This window comes from Variovorax sp. OAS795 (assembly GCF_040546685.1).
GTDB lineage: Bacteria > Pseudomonadota > Gammaproteobacteria > Burkholderiales > Burkholderiaceae_C > Variovorax.
Window position 1 is genome coordinate 4820271 of the sequence record NZ_JBEPOH010000001.1, and the last position, 18993, is coordinate 4839263.

The window sequence follows — 18993 nt, forward strand, 5'->3', positions numbered from 1 at the left end:
GGTCAGCCGGCGCTGCGCAGCGGCTTCTCGCTGTTGCCGCGCACGCCTGCGGGCGCCTTCGGCTTGCGCTTGCTCGCATGGTTCCACACGCGCCAGCCGAGCAGCACCGCGATGATCGCGGCATAGACGAACACCTCGGCAAAGTTGTTCTTGCCCGCGCGCATCCAGAAGAAGTGCAGCAAGCCGAGACCGGAGATCAGGTAGACCAGCTTGTGCAGCATCTGCCAGCGCCTGGCGCCCATCGCCTTGATGGCCCGGTTGAACGAGGTGGCGGCCAGCGGCGTCAGCAGCACGAAGGCCGAGAACCCCACCAGGATGAACGGCCGCTTGGCAATGTCCTTGGCGATGTCGGCCCACTCGAAGCCCATGTCGAACCAGCTGTAGCACAGCAGGTGCAGCACCACGTAGAAGTACGCGAACAGCCCCAGCATGCGCCGAAAGCGCGCCAGCGCATTGGCCTTGGTGATCACGCGCAGCGGCGTCACGGCCAGCACGATGCAGATGAAGCGCAGGGTCCAGTCGCCGGTGGCGCGGATCAGGAACTCGGCCGGGTTCGCGCCCAGCCCGTCGGTGAACGCACCGTAGGTGAGCCGCGCGAACGGCAGCAGGCACAGCAGGAAAATGACCGGCTTGGCCGCCGGGTGCATGAGCAGCTTGTTCATGGCAAGGGCCGGTAGGCGGCGTGCCCGCTCAGTAGTTCTTCTTGAGGTCCATGCCCGCATAGAGCTGGCCGACCTGGGCTTCATAGCCGTTGAACATCAGCGTCTTGTTGCGCTTGGCGAACAGCCCGCCGCCGTCGCCGATGCGGCGTTCGGTTGCCTGGCTCCAGCGCGGATGGTCGACGTTGGGGTTGACGTTCGAGTAGAAGCCGTATTCCTGCGCCGCGGCCTTGTTCCAGGCCGTGCTCGGTTCTTTTTCGACGAAGCGGATCTTGACGATCGACTTGGCCGACTTGAAGCCGTATTTCCAGGGCACCACGAGGCGCACCGGCGCGCCGTTCTGGTTGGGCAGCACTTCCCCGTACATGCCGAAAGCCAGCATCGTGAGCGGATGCATGGCTTCGTCCATGCGCAGGCCCTCGGTGTAGGGCCAATCCAGCACGCGCGAACCTACGAACGGCATGGTCTTGGGATCGGCCAGCGTCAGGAATTCCACGTACTTGGCGTTGCCCTGGGGCTCGACCTTCTTGATGAGCTCGGCCAGCGAGTAGCCCACCCACGGAATGACCATGGACCAGCCTTCGACGCATCGCAGGCGGTAGATGCGTTCTTCCTGCGCGCTGAGCTTCAGCAGGTCCTCGATGCCGTATTTGCCGGGCTTCTTGACCAGGCCCTCGACCTCCACCGTCCACGGCCGGGTCTTGAGCGTGCCCGCATTCTTGACCGGGTCGCCCTTGTCGGTGCCGAACTCGTAGAAGTTGTTGTAGCTCGTCGCGTCCTTGTACTCGGTGAGCTTTTCCATCGTCTGCGCGCCCGGCACCGTGGACTTGGCGCCCGGAAGCAGCGCAAGCTTGTGGGGGCCTGTCGCCTGGGCAAAGGCCTCGCGCCCGGCAAAGCTCGCGAGCGCGGCGCCCGCGGCGCCGCCGGCCATCAGCTTCAGCAGGTCGCGCCGGCCTTCGTAGACCGCGCGCGGCGTGATCTCGCTGGAGAACGGATGAATGAAACCGCTGCTGCGACCGTCTGGGCGGGAATGGAACGACATGTTGGTGGCCTTTCGCGTGAATCGTTGTGGCGGAGGGTAGTTCGTGGAATCCCCTGCTTCGGTTACGCGCAATGGCAGCGCATGGTTTCAATTCTTGCGAAAAAGCCGCCCGCCCGCCTTACAAGGTGCCATAGCTGTGCAGTCCGCTCAGGAACATGTTCACGCCCAGGAACGCGAAGGTGGTCACGGCCAGGCCGCCCAGCGCCCACCATGCGGCCACCGTGCCGCGCAGGCCCTTGACCAGCCGCATGTGCAGCCAGGCCGCGTAGTTCAGCCAGACGATCAGGGCCCAGGTCTCCTTCGGGTCCCAGCTCCAATAGCCGCCCCAGGCATCGGCCGCCCACAGGGCGCCGAGCACGGTGGCGATGGTGAAGAACGCGAAGCCGACGGTGATCGACTTGTACATCACGTCGTCGAGCACCTCGTTCGCCGGCAGCCTGGCGGCGATGCGCCGGCGCCCGAGCAGGATGCCCGCGGCGATGAGCGCCGAGATGCCCGCATAGATGACCCAGTAGCTGCCGCCAGCCTCCTGCACGCGCTGGCGGAATGCCACGGGCACGAAACACAGCGCCACGCCCAGGAGCCAGATCGGCGCGAGCTTGTACCAGCGCGTCTCCTGTGCCTGTTCCTTGATGAGGTAGGCGAACGCCACCATGGCAGCAAGGGCGAACGTGCCGTAGCCGATGAAGTTGGCCGGCACGTGCAGCTTCATCCACCAACTCTGCAGCGCGGGCACCAGCGGCTGGATCTCGTGCGCATTGCGCACCAGCGTGTACCAGAGCAAAAAGCCGACCGCCGCGCTCACCACCAGCATGACGAAGGCGCCGAGCGTGCGCGTGCCATAGCGCGATTCGAAGTACAGGTAGAAAGCCGTCGTGAGCCAGCAGAACAGCACGAACACTTCGTACAGGTTGCTGACGGGAATGTGGCCGATGTCCGGCCCCAGCAGGTGGCTCTCGTACCAGCGCACCATGGTGCCGATCAGCGCCATGGCGACGGCGGCCCAGGCGAGGCGGGAGCCGATCAGGTCGAAGGTATCGCCCTGCTTGCCGCCGAAGAATCCGAACCAGTAGAACAGCGTGCTCATGAAGAACAGCACGCTCATCCAGAGAATGGCCGACTGGCTCGACAGGAAGTACTTGAGCCAGAACACCGTGTCGGCGCGCGCCAGGTCTCCCTGGTAGGACGCAATGGCCAGCAGCGAGGCCGCCGCCACGACGAGGGCCAGCACCCGCAGCGGACGCCAGAACCAGCAGATGGCGACGATGGCGACCATGGCCGCGGCAAGGATGGGCTTCTCGTAGTAGTCCATCGAGCTGGCGTACCGGGTGAAGGCGAAGAGCCCGCCCGCGAGCACCAGGGCCGCAAACACCCAGTCGAAAAGATTGCGGCGCGAAAACCAGCTTTCGTGGAGCGTGAGGGTGGTGGTGTTCATGGCGTGGCCTGTCCTTCTTTCTGGAGCGCAAGCAGCTTGTGCTTGAGGTGCTCGAACTCGCGATCGCTGTCCATGGTCTTGCGGTTGACCGAGAACGCCATCGTGGCGGCGGTGGTGTTGTCTCCGGCGCTTGCGCCGCCGGGTGCAAGCCACACCCACAGCCGGCGCTCGCGCACGTACAGCATGGCAAAAATACCGATGATCAGCAACAGGCAGCCCAGGTAGACCACGTTCTTGCCGGGCGCTCGCGCCACCTGGAACACGCTGGCCTGCACCTGGGTGAAATCGGTCATCATCATCGCGACCGGCGCCGGGTAGAAGTAGGCGTCGCTGATCGCCAGCACCGCCTGGGTCAGGAAAGCCTGCGAAGCCTGGTCGCTCGGCAGTGCCGCCAGGCCGGCGCCTTCGCGGCTCAGGTTGAGCACCTCGAACAGCACGTCGTTGAGGATGCGCACCAGCACCGCGCCGGCACGTTCACGCTCGGCTTCGGGCACGTTGGCCTCCATGAATTCCGCAATGGCCTGCCAGCCGCCCTTGGTGGCGGCATCGGCCTTGGCGCGTTCGCTGCCGGCAAACAATGCCAGCGCGCGCGCCGCCGAGACACGCAACTGCTCGGCCATCTCGGGCCGCTTTGGGTCCACCGCCTTGGCGATGTAGCGCTCGACGGCGCGGTTGCGGGTATCGGCGTCGGCCAGCGCGGTGCGCATGCGCACGAAGCTGTCCATGGAGCCCTGGTCGTCGGCCGGTACGCGCAGGTAGCGGAACGGCTCCTCGGGCTTCTCGCGCATGCCGAGCAGGAACACCGGCTGGCCGTCTCCCGTGTCGACGGGCACCATGTAGTTCTGGTACTCGCGCGCCTGGCCCGCGGCATCGCGCAGCTTGTAGCCGATGCTCGGGCCGATGTTGCGCAGCACCTTCGGCTTGCTGGTCTTGTTGGCGGCACCCAGGCGCGACTCGATGTCGTGGCGCAGGTCGACCTTGCGCACGTCGGCGCCGCTGCCCATGGCGCCGCCATCGGCAAAGTTCTCGACGTTGATCACCCGCAGCGCCGCGTATTCGAGCGTGAGCTTTTCCTTGCCGTTGGTGATCTCGGTGCTCGGCCCGCCGATGACGCCCTCGACGTCGAAGGGCTTGGCCGCGGCGGCCATTGGCACCGCCTTGAGCTTTACCTTGGAGCCACCGTCGTCGAAGCTCGACTGGTAGATTTCCACGCCCTTGTAGCTGGCCGGGTGGTTGACCTCGATGCGCGCCGGAACCTGCGCGCCGGTCTCTCGGTCATGCAGCACCACCTCGCTCGCAAACAGCTTGGGCATGCCGGTCGAGTAGTAGTCAACGATGAATTTCTTGAGCTCGATGGAGAACGGCAGTTCCTGCAGCAGCACGCCGTCGGATTGCTGCAGGATGGCCACGCTGCCCTGCGCGCCTTCGGGCACCAGGATGTTGCCGCGGAAGGTCGGGTTACGCGGCGACAGCCGGTGCTGGGCCGGCACGTCGGCGATCATGCCGCCGCCGGTGAACACGCTCTTGCCGTTGAACCATGTCTGGGCGCGCACCACCAGGTCGCCGTCGAGCAGGCCGCCGATGCACACCAGCACGATGGCGCTGTGCGCCGCGATGTAGCCGAGCTTGTGGGCGCCACCGGCGCGAGCGGCCACCATCCAGCCCGCCTCGGCATGGCCGTTCGCGGCTTCGCGCTGCTGCAGCTTGACCTTCCAGCCGCCACTCACCAGCAACTGGCCGATGCGGTTGGCGGCGGCGGCGGGCGCTTCGTGGAGCCGGGTCTCGGCGCGCTGGCCGAAGGCCTTGAGGCTCTGGGCGCGAATGCCTTCCTTGAAGGTCTTCAGGTCCACGAAGATCCGCGGCGTGTTGCGCGCGATACAAAGCGACGTGCTGATCACCAGGAACAGCAGGATCAGCAGGAACCACCAGGCGCTGTAGACCGAATCCAGCTTGGCCGCGCGGAACAGCTCGGCCCAGAACGGGCCGAACTGGTTGACGTAGTTGTTGATCGACTCGTGCTGCTTGAGCACGGTGCCGATGATCGATGCGATGCAGATGATGGTGAGCAGCGCAATCGCGAACCGCATCGACGAAAACAGCTCCACCCCGGCGCGAAGCGCTTGCGGGCCGCGATGAACGCGAAGGCCATGGGTGGAGACAGACATCGGCAGACGGGAAGAAGGAATGAGTGGAAAAGCAAAGGGCGGGCCATCCAGCTGGATCGGCCCGCCCTTTGTTTGGGTTTTTTATCGGCGGTTAGTTCACGCCGCGGGGCGTGCGCGGGCGCTTCAGCGCAGGCCGGCGATGTAATCCGCGACAGCCTTGATTTCGCGGTCGTTGAGCTTGGCCGCAACGCCGGTCATGGGCGCGCTGTTCTGGCGCACGTTGTCCCGGAAGGCAACAAGCTGTGCCGCGGTGTACTCGGCGTGCTGGCCGCCCAGGCGCGGGTATTGCGCGGGCATGCCGGCGCCGTTGGGGCTGTGGCAGCCGGCGCAGGCCGGGACCTGTCGGTCGGCAATGCCGCCGCGGTAGATCTTTTCGCCCAGGGCCACCAGGTCCTTCTCCTTGGAGAAGCCGGTCTTGATCTTCTTGGTGCCCACGAACCAGGCGATGTTGCGCATGTCCTCGTCGGACAGCTTGGCGGCCATGGGTTGCATGATCGCGCTCTTGCGCTTGCCGGACTTGAATTCCTGCAGCTGCTTGAGGATGTATTCGGGGTGCTGCTGCGCCAGTTTCGGGTTTGCCGCAATGGCCGAGTTGCCGTCCGCGTTGTGGCAGGAAGCGCAGGCCTGGGCGGCTGCGTTGTACACCGCGTCGCCCTTGGCGGGATCGGGCTTGGCCGGCTTGGCCGCCGCGGGTGCGGCAGCCGGTGCGGCGGCGTGATCGTCGGCCGCAAGGCTCGCGCTGGCTGCGACGCCCATGAGGGCTGCAAGCAGAAAATTGGCAAACAACTTCATATCGGGGGCTCGATTTATTGGCGCAAAACCCCGCGATTCTACAATGGCAGCCCGTTCCGAAAGCTCATTGATGACCTCCCCGTCGCGCAAGCACGCTGCTCCCCCTTCCCGCGCGACCCCTGCCGTGGACCCTCTCGTCGCCGAGCGCGAGCGCATTGCGCTCGGCTGGCTGCACACCGCCCACTTCCTCACCAGTGCCCCGCAGCTGGAGCATTTGCCCGCGCTGGAGCTGCCCGAAATCGCCTTCGTCGGCCGCTCGAATGCCGGCAAGTCGACCGCGATCAACACGCTCACCCAGCAGACGCGGCTGGCTTTCGCCTCCAAGACGCCCGGCCGCACCCAGCACATCAACCTGTTCGGCGTCGGAAAGCAGAAGGCCGACGACGCCGTGCTGGCCGACCTTCCCGGCTACGGCTATGCCGCGGTGCCGAGGGAAGCCAAGCTGCGCTGGCAGCGCGTCATGGGCAACTACCTGATGACCCGCGAAAACCTGCGCGGCGTGGTGCTGATGTGCGACCCGCGCCACGGCCTCACCGAGCTGGACGAGATCCTGCTCGACGTGATCCGCCCCCGCGTGCAGCAGGGGCTCAAGTTCCTCATCCTCCTGACCAAGTCGGACAAGCTCACGCGCAGCGAAGGCGCCAAGGTGCTGTCCATTACGCGACTGCAAGCCGGCGGCGGCGAGGTCAAACTGTTTTCCGCCCTCAAGAAGCAGGGCGTGGGGGAAGCCGCCGAGCTGCTGTGGCGCTGGGCGCATCCCCCCGGAAAAGCACCCGCGGAGACTGACGCCGAAGCGGTGGAACCGCCGGCGCCGGAAGACACCTAGGGAAAACCGGCTCGCCAGCGTTTCATCTGCGTGGTTCACTATTAAAACAATAGCAACGGAAGTCGAAGGAGACAAAGCATGATCGAAACGTTCCAGCGCAGCCTGCCCAACGGCACCACGCTGAGCTGCCGCGCCGCCGGCACGCCCGGCCGGCCGCTGATGGTGTTCCTGCATGGTTTTCCGGAGGCCGCGTTCATCTGGGACGAGCTGCTCGAATACTTTGCCGATCCCGCGCATGGCGGCTACCGCTGCCTCGCGCCCAACCTGCGTGGCTTCGAGAAATCGAGCGCCCCGACGGAGGTGGCGGCGTACAAGGCCCACCTGATGATCCAGGACGTCCAGCAGCTGGTGGCCACCGAAAGCAAGGACGGCAGCATGGCCGTGCTGGTCGCGCACGACTGGGGCGGCGCCTTCGGGTGGGGCTATGCCAATGCTTTTCCGGAGCAGGTCGGCCGGCTGGTCATCATCAATTCACCGCACCCGGGCACCTTCACGCGCGAACTGCGCAACAACCCGGCGCAGCAGCAAGCCAGCGCGTACATGAACTTTCTCGCGAGGCCCGATGCCGAAGCCCTGCTCGCGGCCGACGACTTCAAGCGCATGTGGCCCTTCTTCACTTTGATGAAGGCAGGGCCCGAAGGCTTCGGATGGCTGACCGAAGAAGTGAAGCAGCAGTACCGCGAGGTGTGGAGTGCCGGCCTCACGGGCGCCTGCAATCTCTACCGCGTGACGCCGATGAAACCGCCGCTGCCCGGCCAAGGCATCGACGGCATTCCGGTGCTGCCGCACGAACGGCTCACCGTGAACGTGCCGACCTTCGTCTTCTGGGCACTCGACGACGCCGCGCTGCTGCCGGGCCTGCTCGAGGGCCTCGACGCGTACGTGCCGGATCTCGAGATCAAAAAAGTGCCCGGGGCCACCCACTGGATCGTGCACGAGCAGCCGCAACTGGTCGCGCGCGAGATCGAGCGCTTCCTGCAGCGCAACTGAGGCGTCCGCCTCGCCCCCGTCAATAGATGGGCGCTTCACCTTCGGGCCGCGTCTTGAAGCGGCGGTGCACCCAGTAGTACTGCGACGGCATGGTGTCGATGTAGCCCTGCAGCCGCTGGTTCATGAGCGCCGTATCGGCTTCGACGTCGTCCGTCGGGAAGTTTTGCCACGCCGGCAGCACCTGAATCTGGTAGCCCTCGGGCGTGAGCTTCGAGACCACCGGCACCACCTTGGCCTTGCCCAGCCGCGCAAAGCGCGAGAGCGAGGGCACGGTCGCGGCCTGCACGCCGTAGAACGGCACGAAGATGGTCTGGTCGCGGCCGAAGTCCATGTCGGGCAGCAGGTACAGGAGGCCGCCCTTGCGCAGGCCTCCGAGCACCGGCTTGATGCCGTCGACGCGATTGAGCGCGGCCACGTTGCCGAAGCGCGTGCGGCCTTCGCGAATCCATTCGTCGACCATGGGATCGCGCTGGGTGGTGTAGATGGTGGCCGAGGGCCGCGGCGTGTGCATGGTCAATGCCGTGGCTGCGGCATCGAGGCCGTAGAAGTGCGGCGCGAAGAGGATCATCGGCTCGTCGCCATTGGCGATCTCATCGATCTCCCGGGCCGCGCCCACCACCTTGAGTCGGCTGGCCACCACCTTTTCGGGCGCATGCCAGAGCCAGCTGCGATCGAGCCACGACTGCGCCACAAAGACGAAGGTCTCGCGCGCGATGCGGCGGCGTTCGGCTTCCGATTTGTCCGGAAAGCACACCGCCAGGTTGGTATCCACCACGCGGCGGCGCGGCACGGCGACGGTGTGGAGCACACGGCCCAGCACCGCGCCGAAGCCGCGGATCAACGGGAGGGGCAGCGGCGCAATCGCGCGCATGAAGCCGATGCCGAGGCGGGATCCGAAACTCATCGCGCCTGCTCTCCGCTGGCGGTGGCTGCGACGGTTTCGCCGCGGGGCTCCTTGTAGCGCGCGTAGTCCCACACGTACTGCCCCGGCAGGCTGCGGATCAGCCGGCCGATGGCGTCGTTCATGGCCGCGGCCGCGGCCTCGATGGGCGCGGCCGGATCGGTGAGCGGCGTGCCCACGATGGGCTCGAAGCGGACCACGTAGCCGGCGCCTTGCGGCAGCCTCTCGCACACGCTCAGGAAACAGGCGGCACCGGTCTGCTGCGCGAGGCGCGGCAGCAGCGTCATGGTGTAGGCGGGCCGGCCCAGGAACGGGGCCCACACGCCCTGCCCCAGGGGCGGCACCTGGTCGGGCAGGATGCCGGTGTAGCCGCCACCCCGCAGCGTGCGGATCAGGCCGCGCACGCCGGTGTTGTTGGTCGGAAGGGTTTGCAGCCCGGGCCGGTCGCGCGAACCCGCAGCGATCAGCTCGGCCATCCACTTCTTGCGCGCGGGACGGAACAGCGCCGTGATCGGTCCGTAGGCGTCGAGAAAGCGTTCACCGATGGCCTGGCCGCACATCTCCCAGCTGCCCAGGTGCGGCGCGACCAGGATCACGCCCTTCTTCGCCTGCATGGCGGCCTCGAAGGCCTCCACGCCTTCCCATCGCACCACGCGCCTCAGCACGCTCTCGCCCTGCGGGCGCAGCCACAGCCACGGCAGCTCGGCCGCCATCTGGCCGGCGGCCGCAATGGCGGGGCGGTATTGGTCGGGGGTGACGCCGGCGCTCTCGGCATTGGCCTTGAAGCGCCGGCGGTAGTCCGGCGCGCACCACCAGACGATCCAGCCCAGCAACGCGCCGAGCCGATGCATCAGGGGCATCGGTACGCGGGCAAGCAGGCGGAACAAGGTGACCATGGGCAGACAGGGAGTGTGAATACCAGGACGCGCGCGCACGAAAAGGCGCGGCTCGAATAGAATGCAAATTGTCGCCGAGTTACGGAACAACTTGCAGGGCGACAAACACAAGCGCAAGAGCGATTGTGCCCCGCCGATTCATCGGCATCTGCTAAAGCGTTCGCCAGGGCTCCGCGGAGTTGGCAACGCGCCAAATCACCTCAAGGAGCATTGAACAAATGGCGAACGACTTTCTCTTCACTTCCGAATCCGTTTCCGAAGGCCATCCCGACAAGGTCGCGGACCAGATCTCGGACGCCATCCTCGACGCGATCTTCGAGCAGGACCCGCGCAGCCGCGTGGCCGCCGAGACGCTGACCAACACCGGCCTCGTGGTGCTTGCCGGCGAGATCACCACTAACGCGCACGTCGACTACATCCAGGTCGCGCGCGACACCATCAAGCGCATCGGCTACGACAACACCGACTACGGCATCGACTACAAGGGCTGCGCGGTGATGGTCTGCTACGACAAGCAGTCCAACGACATCGCGCAGGGCGTGGACCACGCGAGCGACGACCACCTGAACACCGGCGCCGGCGACCAGGGCCTGATGTTCGGCTACGCCTGCGACGAAACGCCAGAGCTGATGCCCGCGCCCATCTACTACGCGCACCGCCTCGTCGAGCGCCAGGCCCAGCTGCGCAAGGACGGCCGCCTGCCCTTCCTGCGGCCGGACGCCAAGAGCCAGGTCACGATGCGCTATGTCGACGGCAAGCCGCACAGCATCGACACCGTGGTGCTCTCCACGCAGCACAGCCCCGACCAGAGCGAGACGTCCACCAAGATGAAGGCCTCGTTCAACGAAGCCATCATCGAGGAGATCATCAAGCCCGTGCTGCCGAAGGAATGGCTGCAGAACACGCGCTACCTGATCAACCCGACCGGACGCTTCGTCATCGGCGGCCCGCAGGGCGACTGCGGGCTCACCGGCCGCAAGATCATCGTCGACACCTACGGCGGCGCATGCCCGCACGGCGGCGGCGCGTTCTCGGGCAAGGACCCCTCGAAGGTCGACCGCTCGGCCGCCTACGCCGCGCGCTACGTGGCCAAGAACATCGTGGCCGCCGGCCTCGCGCGCCAGTGCCAGATCCAGGTGGCCTATGCCATCGGCGTGGCCCAGCCGATGAACATCACGGTCTACACCGAGGGCACCGGCGTGATTCCCGACGACAAGCTCGCCGAGCTCGTGCGCGAGTTCTTCGACCTGCGTCCGAAGGGCATCATCCAGATGCTGGACCTGCTGCGCCCGATCTACCAGAAGACCGCCGCCTACGGCCACTTCGGCCGCGAAGAGCCCGAGTTCACCTGGGAAGCGACCACGCAAGCGGCCGCGCTGCGCGCCGCGGCGGGCCTTTGAACCAGGGGGCTTCCTGCCCCTTGTGAAGAGCAACCGATGCCGGCCTCGCGCCGGCATTTGCATTTTCGGGCGCCTCTCAGTTCCTGCGCCAGCCGTACCAGGCGCACACGGCCACGGGCAGGCCGAGCGCGAACCAGGCCAGCACGTCGCCCGCGCCGCCGTCGCTGAACAGCGCGGAAACCAGGCCGATGGCGGTCAGCAGGCCCAGCACAATCGGCCAGCCCCACATGCGCCGGAAGGCGTGACGGTGCTTCATGCCTGCACCTTCATGGCCGGCGATGGGTCGGGCTGCTGCTCGCCTTGCTGCGGAGTCCGGCACGCGGCCGCGGGCGCCGGCACGGCATGGCCGCGCTTGAGCCACAGGTAGAGCCCGCTGCCCAGGACGATGATGGTCGCGATGTCGAGCAGCGCCCAGATGATCTGCATCGGCATGCCCGCATAGTCGCCGAAGTGCAGCGGCTGCGAGACCAGCAGCGCCGTCAGGTACCACGGCATCTTCGGGGCGGCAGTCACCTGCGCGGTCTTGGCATCGACCAGCACCGGCTGCAGCAGCTTCGAAGTGAAGGGCTCGTTGCCGCGCATGAAGAAGGTCGTGTGGTGCGGGCTCGAGAACGATGTGCCCGGAAACGCGATGAAGGACAGCTTCATGCCGGGCGCCTGCCGATGCGCAACCTCCATCGAGCGCTGCACCGAGGCACGCTCGGCCACGGGCACGGTCGGTTCGTTCTTGTAGGGGGCGAGCAGCGTGCTGAGCTGGTCGTACTGCCAGTACTTGATGATCAGGTCGGCCCAGGTGTTGATCATGCCGGTGGAGCCCACGACGAACAGCCACACCAGCGTGACGATGCCCAGCAGGTTGTGCAGGTCGAGCCACTTGAGGCGCGGCCGCTTCTCGCGCCGCACGGTGCCGAAATCGAGCTTGCGCATGAACGGCGCATAGAGCACCACGCCCGAGGCGATGGCCACCAGCAGCAGCAGGCCCATGAAGCCGAGGAAGAGCTTGCCCGCAAGCCCCGCGAACAGGTCGATGTGCAGCTTGAACATCACGTACATGAAGCCCTCGTCGAACTTGGGCTGCGCGAGAACCGCGCCGGTGCGCGCATCGATGGCGACGGACTTGAAATCTTCGGTGGGCTCGGGCGTGGGCGTGAGCGTGACGAGCCAGAGGCCGTCGTCGTCCTCGGGCTGCGAGACGAACTGCACCACGCGGTCGGGGTGCTTGGCGCGCGCGGTTTCCAGCACGCGGTCCAGGCTCACACGCGGGGTGTCCGCGGGCATCTTGGGCGCCTCCACCTCGGTGCCCAGCAGGTGGCCGATCTCGTGATGGAAGATCAGCGGCAATCCCGTGATGCACAACAGCAGCATGAACACCGTGCACACGAGGCTGCTCCACTTGTGCACCCAGGCCCAGGCCTTGATCTTTCGGCTGTTCATGTGTCGATGCCCTCGTCGAAAGTGAAATGTCAGAAGCGGTAGGTCACGCTGGCCACGACGCTGCGGCGGGAGCCGTACCAGCAATCACCGCGCGAGAGACAGGTGCTGACGTAGACCTTGTCCGTCACGTTGTTGATGTTGAGCGCGTAGCGCCAGCGCGCGTTTTCGTACGCAAAGACCAGGTCGGCCAGTGCCACGCCCGGCACGCGCGGACCGACGCCGAATTGCAGGTCGCGGAACGAACTCATCACGCGCACGCCGGCACCGGCCGAGAAGCCGCTGACATTGCCGATCGCGAAACGGTACTTGGCCCAGACGCTCGCCTGGTGCTTCGGCAGGCCCTCGATCTGCTCGTCCGCGTCGGTGTAGTTGTAGTGGGCGACCAGGTCGAGGTTCGATCCGATCGAACCCTTGGCTTCGAGTTCGACACCCTGCGTCCTGGTCTTGCCGGCCTGCGCATACACGTTCAACGCCGGCGAGGTGATCTGGTTCTTTTCGCGCAGGTCGTATACCGCGGCGCTGAACGCCAGCGCGCGGTCCTTCGGCTCGTACTTGATGCCGGCCTCCCATTGCTCGCCGCGCAGCGGCGTGAAGATCCGTCCGTTGATCGGCGACTGCGGCGTGAACGATTCGCTGTAGCTCAGGTACGGCGACCAGCCAGAGGGCAATGCGTACATCAGGCCGAAGCGCTTGGTCGTTGCACTGCTTTCCTCGGCCTCGCTGCCCGCGGCGCTGGACACGGCCTTGTCGTGGCGCAGGCCGGCGACGAAGATCCAGTTGCCGAGCTTCATCTGGTCCTGCAGATAGATGCCGTTCTGGCGCTGCCGCGTGCGCGGCAATGCAGTGCGCTCGGGCAGGTCGACGTGGCCATACACCGGCGCGTAGACGTCGATGGTGTCGACCGTCGTTCCGCCCCAGACGTTCTCGCGCTGGCGTGCGAAGTCCGCCCCGACCAGCAGCGTGTGCTTGAGCGCACCGGTCTGGAAATGGCCCTCGACATGGTTGTCGAGCGTCTGTGTGCGGTTGCGCGTCAGGTAGCTGTCGTAGTAGCGGCCGAGCACGCGCTTGAAGACCGGGTCAGTCGCATCCCAGCTTTGCGCGCCGCTGAACGCCGCACCATAGTGGTAGCGGTTGTCGTTCTCGTTGCGTGCATAGCGGAAGTTCTGCCGGAAGGTCCAGCTCTCGTTGAACTTGTGCTCGAATTGCCAGCCGAAGGTCTGCCGCTCGCTGTCGTAGTAGTCGAGGCCCGGCTCGCCGATGAAGCGGCTGGTCGGCAATCGCCCATTCGGGTTCGGCAGCAGCGTGCCTTCCCACGGCAGGAACTGCGAGCTGCTGCCGCTCTTGTCCTTCTGCCACAAGCCTTGCAGGGTGAGCGAGGTGGCCGCGCTGGGCCGCCAGGTGAGCGACGGCGCGATGACGCTGCGGTCGTCGGGCACGTGGTCGACCTGCGTGTCCGACTTGCGCTGTAAGGCGATCAGCCGGTACGACACCGTGCCGTCGGCGTTCAGGGGGCCGGTCAGGTCGGCCTGGATCTGCTTGCGCCCGAAGCTGCCGAACTGAATGCCCACCTCGCGCTGCGACTCCTGCAGCGGCCGCTTGCTCACCATGTTGACCACGCCCGCGGCCGTGCCGGCACCGAACAGCATGCCCGAAGGTCCGCGCAGCACTTCGAGACGTTCCAGCGTGTAGGGCTCGGTGCGCGTGGTGCTGGTGTAGTAGCCGTAGGCTTGGCGCAGGCCGTCCAGGTAGACGTCGGGCGTGGCGCCGCGCACGCGCACGGAGTCGGTCCGTGAATCGAGTCCGTAGGCGTCGGAGCGCACGCCGGCGGCGTAGTTGAGTGCGTCCTGAACGTTGTTGGCGCCCTGGTCCACCATCTGGTCGCGCGTGACCACGGTGACGGACTGCGGGGTTTCCGACAGCGGCGTGTCGGTCTTGGTGGCAGTGGCGGCATTCCTGGCGCGGTACCCGATCACCGGCGACGTTGCGGTCTCGGGCTCGGCATTTGCATCGACCTTCACCTCCGGCAGCGCGCCGGGCGCCGTGGTCTGGGCCAGAACCTGCTGATGCACATGAATGGCCATGCAGCCGGCCAGCACCGTGGCGACCCTGCGCCGCGCCATCGAACCCTTCATTCCTTCTCCGCCTCTGAATACTATTAAGAACGATTCGCATTCTAATAATGAGAAGGCCTCATTTGTTTCGATTTCCCCGGAGCGACAAGGGGCGTTCAGCCTCTGCGGCGGGCCTCCGTGGCCGGATGCAAAGCGGCTACGATCCGGCCGCACGTTCTGTGCGTTGGCAGGCCCCCATGCTCAAGCTCATTGCCCCGTCGTTTCCCTCGTTGCGTGGCTTGGCGCTGCGGCTGGTGGCTGTTGGACTGGCCATGGTCCTGTCAGGATGCGCCGGCCTTCCTCCACGCGAGGCCGAGCCGCCGACGCTCTCGATGGGGGCCTCCCCTGCCACCACGCTCGGCCGTGCTGCGGCGAGCCTGGACGCCGGGGCGCAAGACGGGCTCTCGAGCATCCGGCCGCTCGTGGAGGCATCCTTCGCGCTCGACGCCCGGCTCGAGCTGATGCGCCGGGCAGAGACTTCGCTCGATGTCCAGACCTACCAGCTCGGCAACGACAAGACCGGCCGATTGCTGCTGCGCGAGCTGCGCAACGCCGCCCGTCGCGGCGTGCGGGTGCGCCTGCTGCTCGACGATTTCTACACGACAGGCATGGACCGCCTGCTGCTCGGCCTTGCCGCGGAGCCGAATGCCGAGGTCCGGCTGTTCAATCCTTTCGTGAACGCCCGCGATCACTCGGCGACGCGGTGGCTCGAGTTCTTTGGCGACTTCCGCCGCCTGAACCACCGGATGCACAACAAGCTCTTCGTGGCCGACGGCGCCATGGCGATAGCTGGCGGCCGCAACCTGGCCGACGAATACTTCCTGCGCAGCGACGGCGCCAACTTCATCGACTTCGAACTGGCCATGGCCGGTCCGGTGGTGCCGGAAGCGGCGCGCATCTTCGACACGTACTGGAACAGCGACGTGGTCTATCCGCTCCAGCGGATTGCCGGCGAGAGCGGCAGCCGGGAGGCGCTGAAATCCGAGTTCGAGGCCGCCACCGCACCGGCCAACGCACCGCCGCCAGCCCAGCTCTCCGGAACCGATCTGATGGGCGACCCGCCGCTCGGCACCCAGCTGGCCGATCTTGCGCGGGTCAAATGGATGCGCGCCGACGCCCATGCCGCGGCCGACAGCCCCCACAAGGCCCTCGGCACCCTTGCCTCACCGGCCGAGTCGCTCGCGGCGCGTTTCCACGAAATGACAGCCACCGCGCGCTCGGACGTGATCGTCATATCGCCCTATTTCATTCCTGGCGACGAAGGCATGGCGCGCATCCGGGAGGGGCGCGCGCGCGGCGTGCGAATCAGCATCGTCACCAACTCCCTTGCCGACAGCGATGAGCCGCTGGTCAACATCAACTACAACCGCTTCCGCGTCGACATGCTCAAGCTGGGCGTGAACCTGTACGAGGTCAGCACCGAGCAGCTCAAGCGCAACCGCCAGTTCCGGACCCTGCTCAAGAAAGCCCGTGGCCGCCTGCATGCCAAGCTGGCGCTGATCGATCGCGAATGGGTGCTGCTCGGCTCCATGAACCTCGACCCCCGTTCGGCGCGGCTGAACACCGAGTTCGGCGTGCGCGTGCGCAGCTTCGAGCTGGCCCAGGCACTGCTCTACGCCTACCAGCTGGACGACATCGAGGGTGTCTACCGCGTGGTCCTCATGCCCGACGGCAAGAACGTGCAATGGATCGGCACCGGCGACGTCGACAACGAAGTGCTGGACAGCGAACCCGACTCGAGCTTGCTGACGCGGCTACAGCTGCTGCTGTTTTCGTGGTTCGTGCCGACGGACCAGTTGTGAGTCTTGGCAACGTTGTACTTGAGTACCGATGCACTATCGACAATATCCCACGCGAGCCAAGCTCGCGAAAGTCAGGCTGCCGAGCGGTCCCTGTCCACGAATGTCCAGAGCCGCTGGTTCGAGAACACAGCGTTCGGGTACGGCGCCTTGCCCCGGCTGCCGTTGTAGCGCCCGAGGGTCATGTACAGGTCGCCGTTCTCGCGGTCGAGGTAGTGGCGCAGGATGACGCAGCCGAAGCGCAGGTTGGTCTGCATGTGGAACAGCTTGGCGGGGTCGCTGTCGCCAATCACGCGGGTCCAGAACGGCATGACCTGCATGTAGCCGCGCGCGCCGGCGCTGGAGACGGCGAACTTGCGGAAGTTGCTCTCGACCTGGACCAGGCCGAGCACCAGGCTCACGTCGAGCCCCGAGCGCTTGCTTTCGTACCAGACGGTCTGGAGGAATTCCTTGCGCGTCGGCCAGTCGGCGATTTTCTTCTTGAGCCGCTCGCTCATTTCACCGAGCCAGCGCAGGTACGTCAGGCGCGCCTCGGTGCTGGAGAACTCGGGCACCGGCGGCGCCTTGTTGTGCACGGCCGAACTCAGCGCCGTGCGCACCGAGTCGATCAGCGGCTCTTCGATCTGCGCGCCGGCGTGGGCCGCCTGCGGCAGCGACAGCACCGAGAGCGCGCCTGCCGCCGCGGCCCCGCCCAGGCACCGGCGTCGCGAGAGGCCGCCCTCCAGGCTCATTGGGCGAGCTTGCCGGTGATGAACTCGGCGATGCCGCCTGCCGGCACCTTGGTCGCGGCGGTGTCGCGGCGATGCTGGTATTCGAGCTGGCCTTCCTTCAGGCCGCGGTCGGAAATGACCACGCGGTGCGGCACGCCGATCAGCTCCCAGTCGGCGAACATCGCGCCCGGGCGCTCGCCGCGGTCGTCCAGCAGCACGTCGACGCCGGCCGCGAGCAGTTGCTCGTAGAGCGCTTCGGCGGCCGCCTTGACCTCGGGGCTGCGGTCCATGCCGATGGGGCAGACCACCACGGTGAACGGTGCCAGCGCGTCGGGCCAGACGATGCCGCGCTCGTCGTGGTTCTGCTCGATGGCAGCGGCGGGCAGGCGCGTGATGCCGATGCCGTAGCAGCCCATCTCCAGGAACTGCGGCTTGCCGCCTTCGTCGAGATAGGTGGCGTTCATGTCCTTGCTGTACTTGGTGCCGAGGACGAACACATGGCCCACCTCGATGCCGCGCTCGATGGCGAGCACGCCCTTGCCGTCGGGCGAAAGATCGCCGGCCACCACGTTGCGCAAATCGGCCACCAGCTCGGGCTCGGGCAGGTCGCGGCCCCAGTTGACGCCGGTCATGTGGAAGTCGACCTCGTTGGCACCGGTGATCCAGTCGGACAGCACGGCGGCCTCGCGGTCGGCCACAAGCCTGACGGGCTTCCTGAGGTTGAGCGGGCCGAGATAGCCGGGCTTGCAGCCGAAGTGCTCTTCGATTTCGGCCAGCGTCGCGAAGCGGAAGCCCTTGTCCAGGCCCGGCACCTTGCCGACCTTGATTTCGTTCATGTCGTGGTCGCCGCGCAGCAGCAGCAGCCAGACCTGCGAACCCTTGGGGTTGCCGGCCTCGTCGAGGATGTCGGTGGCCAGCACCAGCGACTTGACGGTGGTGGAAAGCGGCACGCCGAGCAGTTCGGCCACGTCGGCGCAGGTGCTCTTGCCGGGCGTGGGCGTTTTTTCGAGCGCCTTGGCAGCCGCGGCGCGCGGGCCGGCCGGCGCCAGGGCTTCGGCCTTCTCCATGTTCGCCGCGTAGTCGCTGCCCGGGCAATAGACGATGGCGTCCTCGCCGGTCGCGGCAATGACCTGGAACTCTTCGCTCAGGTCGCCGCCGATGGCACCGCTGTCCGCCGCCACCGCGCGGTAGCGCAGGCCGAAGCGGTCGAAGATGCGGCGGTAGGCGTCGGCCATCACCTGGTAGCTGGCCTTGGCCGCGTCGAGGTCGCGGTCGAAGCTGTAGGCGTCCTTCATGATGAATTCGCGCCCACGCATGAGGCCGAAGCGCGGACGGCGCTCGTCGCGAAACTTGGTCTGGATCTGGTAGAAATTCTTCGGCAGCTGCTTGTAGCTGCGGATCTCCTGGCGCGCGATGTCGGTCACCACCTCTTCGCTGGTGGGCTGGATCACGAAGTCGCGGTCGTGGCGGTCCTTGATGCGCAGCAGCTCGGGGCCCATCTTGTCGAAGCGGCCGGTCTCCTGCCAGAACTCGGCCGGCTGCACCACGGGCATCGTGAGCTCGACGGCGCCGGCGCGGTTCATCTCTTCACGCACGATGGCCTCGACCTTGCGGATCACGCGCAGCCCCATGGGCATGTAGGTGTAGATGCCCGTGCCGAGTTTCTTGATCATGCCGGCCCGCATCATGAGCCGGTGGCTCGCGACCTCGGCGTCAGCGGGCGCTTCCTTGAGCGTGGAGACAAAAAATCGGGAAGCTTTCATCGGGATCGCGCGTGATGGAATCGGTAGGGAATGTGGGGGACAACTCTCGGGGGAGACCGCGAAAGCCTGG

At 66.4% G+C, this 18993-nt stretch carries 16 protein-coding genes; 4 read left to right on the forward strand and 12 right to left on the reverse strand.

All coding sequences use genetic code 11. The annotated features are described in order from the left end of the window. Window positions 1-2: 2 nt before the first annotated feature. The 5 genes from msrQ to ABID97_RS23330 all read right to left on the reverse strand — a co-directional run bounded on the left by msrQ (window position 3) and on the right by ABID97_RS23330 (window position 6093). Complete coding sequence (gene msrQ, locus ABID97_RS23310; protein ID WP_354401078.1) at window positions 3-662, reverse strand: protein-methionine-sulfoxide reductase heme-binding subunit MsrQ; 660 nt, start codon at window positions 660-662, stop codon at window positions 3-5. 28 nt (window positions 663-690) lie between these two features. Continuing rightward, window positions 691-1701, reverse strand: coding sequence for a protein-methionine-sulfoxide reductase catalytic subunit MsrP (msrP, locus tag ABID97_RS23315; protein ID WP_354401080.1), 1011 nt, complete (start codon window positions 1699-1701; stop codon window positions 691-693). Window positions 1702-1819: 118 nt separating this feature from the next. Then, window positions 1820-3136: a c-type cytochrome biogenesis protein CcsB gene (ccsB, locus tag ABID97_RS23320; RefSeq protein ID WP_354401081.1), complete on the reverse strand. Its 1317-nt coding sequence runs from the start codon at window positions 3134-3136 to the stop codon at window positions 1820-1822. Then, the gene (locus ABID97_RS23325; RefSeq protein ID WP_354401082.1) at window positions 3133-5301 is read right to left on the reverse strand and encodes a cytochrome c biogenesis protein ResB; all 2169 of its coding nucleotides are present in this window, start codon (window positions 5299-5301) and stop codon (window positions 3133-3135) included. Before ABID97_RS23325 ends, ccsB begins: the two co-directional genes overlap by 4 nt. A 123-nt stretch (window positions 5302-5424) precedes the next feature. Next, window positions 5425-6093: a c-type cytochrome gene (locus tag ABID97_RS23330; protein WP_354401083.1), complete on the reverse strand. Its 669-nt coding sequence runs from the start codon at window positions 6091-6093 to the stop codon at window positions 5425-5427. Between the two features lie 70 nt (window positions 6094-6163). Here ABID97_RS23330 and yihA point away from each other — a divergent pair, with 70 nt between their 5' ends. Both yihA and ABID97_RS23340 read left to right on the forward strand, forming a co-directional pair. After that, window positions 6164-6919 carry a ribosome biogenesis GTP-binding protein YihA/YsxC gene (yihA, locus tag ABID97_RS23335; RefSeq protein ID WP_354401085.1) on the forward strand — a complete coding sequence of 252 codons (756 nt, stop codon included), beginning with the start codon at window positions 6164-6166 and terminating at the stop codon, window positions 6917-6919. Window positions 6920-6997: 78 nt separating this feature from the next. Next, entirely contained in the window at window positions 6998-7909 is a 912-nt protein-coding gene (locus tag ABID97_RS23340; RefSeq protein WP_354401087.1) for an alpha/beta fold hydrolase, read from the forward strand. Between the two features lie 19 nt (window positions 7910-7928). Here ABID97_RS23340 and ABID97_RS23345 read toward each other — a convergent pair whose 3' ends face one another. Both ABID97_RS23345 and ABID97_RS23350 read right to left on the reverse strand, forming a co-directional pair. After that, a complete protein-coding gene (locus ABID97_RS23345) occupies window positions 7929-8813 on the reverse strand; it encodes an LpxL/LpxP family acyltransferase (RefSeq protein WP_354401089.1) in 885 nt (294 codons plus the stop codon). Then, the gene (locus tag ABID97_RS23350) at window positions 8810-9706 is read right to left on the reverse strand and encodes a lysophospholipid acyltransferase family protein (protein ID WP_354401090.1); all 897 of its coding nucleotides are present in this window, start codon (window positions 9704-9706) and stop codon (window positions 8810-8812) included. The genes ABID97_RS23345 and ABID97_RS23350 overlap by 4 nt, the downstream gene beginning before the upstream one ends. Window positions 9707-9924: 218 nt before the next feature. Between ABID97_RS23350 and metK the strand changes: the two genes are divergently transcribed. Then, window positions 9925-11106 (forward strand): methionine adenosyltransferase, encoded by a 1182-nt coding sequence (gene metK / locus ABID97_RS23355; RefSeq protein WP_354401092.1) that lies wholly within the window; start codon window positions 9925-9927, stop codon window positions 11104-11106. A 76-nt stretch (window positions 11107-11182) separates the two neighbouring features. Here the strand turns inward: metK and ABID97_RS23360 are convergent, their stop codons facing one another. Genes ABID97_RS23360 through ABID97_RS23370 form a run of 3 tightly spaced genes read right to left on the reverse strand, consistent with a single transcriptional unit; the run spans window position 11183 to window position 14672 of the window. Then, a complete protein-coding gene (locus ABID97_RS23360; protein ID WP_354401094.1) occupies window positions 11183-11362 on the reverse strand; it encodes a hypothetical protein in 180 nt (59 codons plus the stop codon). Further along, window positions 11359-12540: a PepSY-associated TM helix domain-containing protein gene (locus ABID97_RS23365; RefSeq protein ID WP_354401096.1), complete on the reverse strand. Its 1182-nt coding sequence runs from the start codon at window positions 12538-12540 to the stop codon at window positions 11359-11361. Before ABID97_RS23365 ends, ABID97_RS23360 begins: the two co-directional genes overlap by 4 nt. Before the next feature lie 29 nt (window positions 12541-12569). Further along, complete coding sequence (locus ABID97_RS23370; protein WP_354401098.1) at window positions 12570-14672, reverse strand: TonB-dependent siderophore receptor; 2103 nt, start codon at window positions 14670-14672, stop codon at window positions 12570-12572. 176 nt (window positions 14673-14848) lie between these two features. On the opposite strand from ABID97_RS23370, the gene ABID97_RS23375 reads away from it, so the two are divergent. Then, window positions 14849-16453, forward strand: a complete 1605-nt coding sequence (locus ABID97_RS23375; RefSeq protein WP_354401099.1) for a phospholipase D family protein — start codon at window positions 14849-14851, stop codon at window positions 16451-16453. 71 nt (window positions 16454-16524) lie between these two features. Here ABID97_RS23375 and ABID97_RS23380 read toward each other — a convergent pair whose 3' ends face one another. Both ABID97_RS23380 and ABID97_RS23385 read right to left on the reverse strand, forming a co-directional pair. Beyond that, a complete protein-coding gene (locus tag ABID97_RS23380) occupies window positions 16525-17181 on the reverse strand; it encodes a lytic transglycosylase domain-containing protein (RefSeq protein WP_354401101.1) in 657 nt (218 codons plus the stop codon). Then, complete coding sequence (locus ABID97_RS23385) at window positions 17178-18923, reverse strand: proline--tRNA ligase (protein WP_354401103.1); 1746 nt, start codon at window positions 18921-18923, stop codon at window positions 17178-17180. The genes ABID97_RS23380 and ABID97_RS23385 overlap by 4 nt, the downstream gene beginning before the upstream one ends. Window positions 18924-18993: the final 70 nt, after the last annotated feature.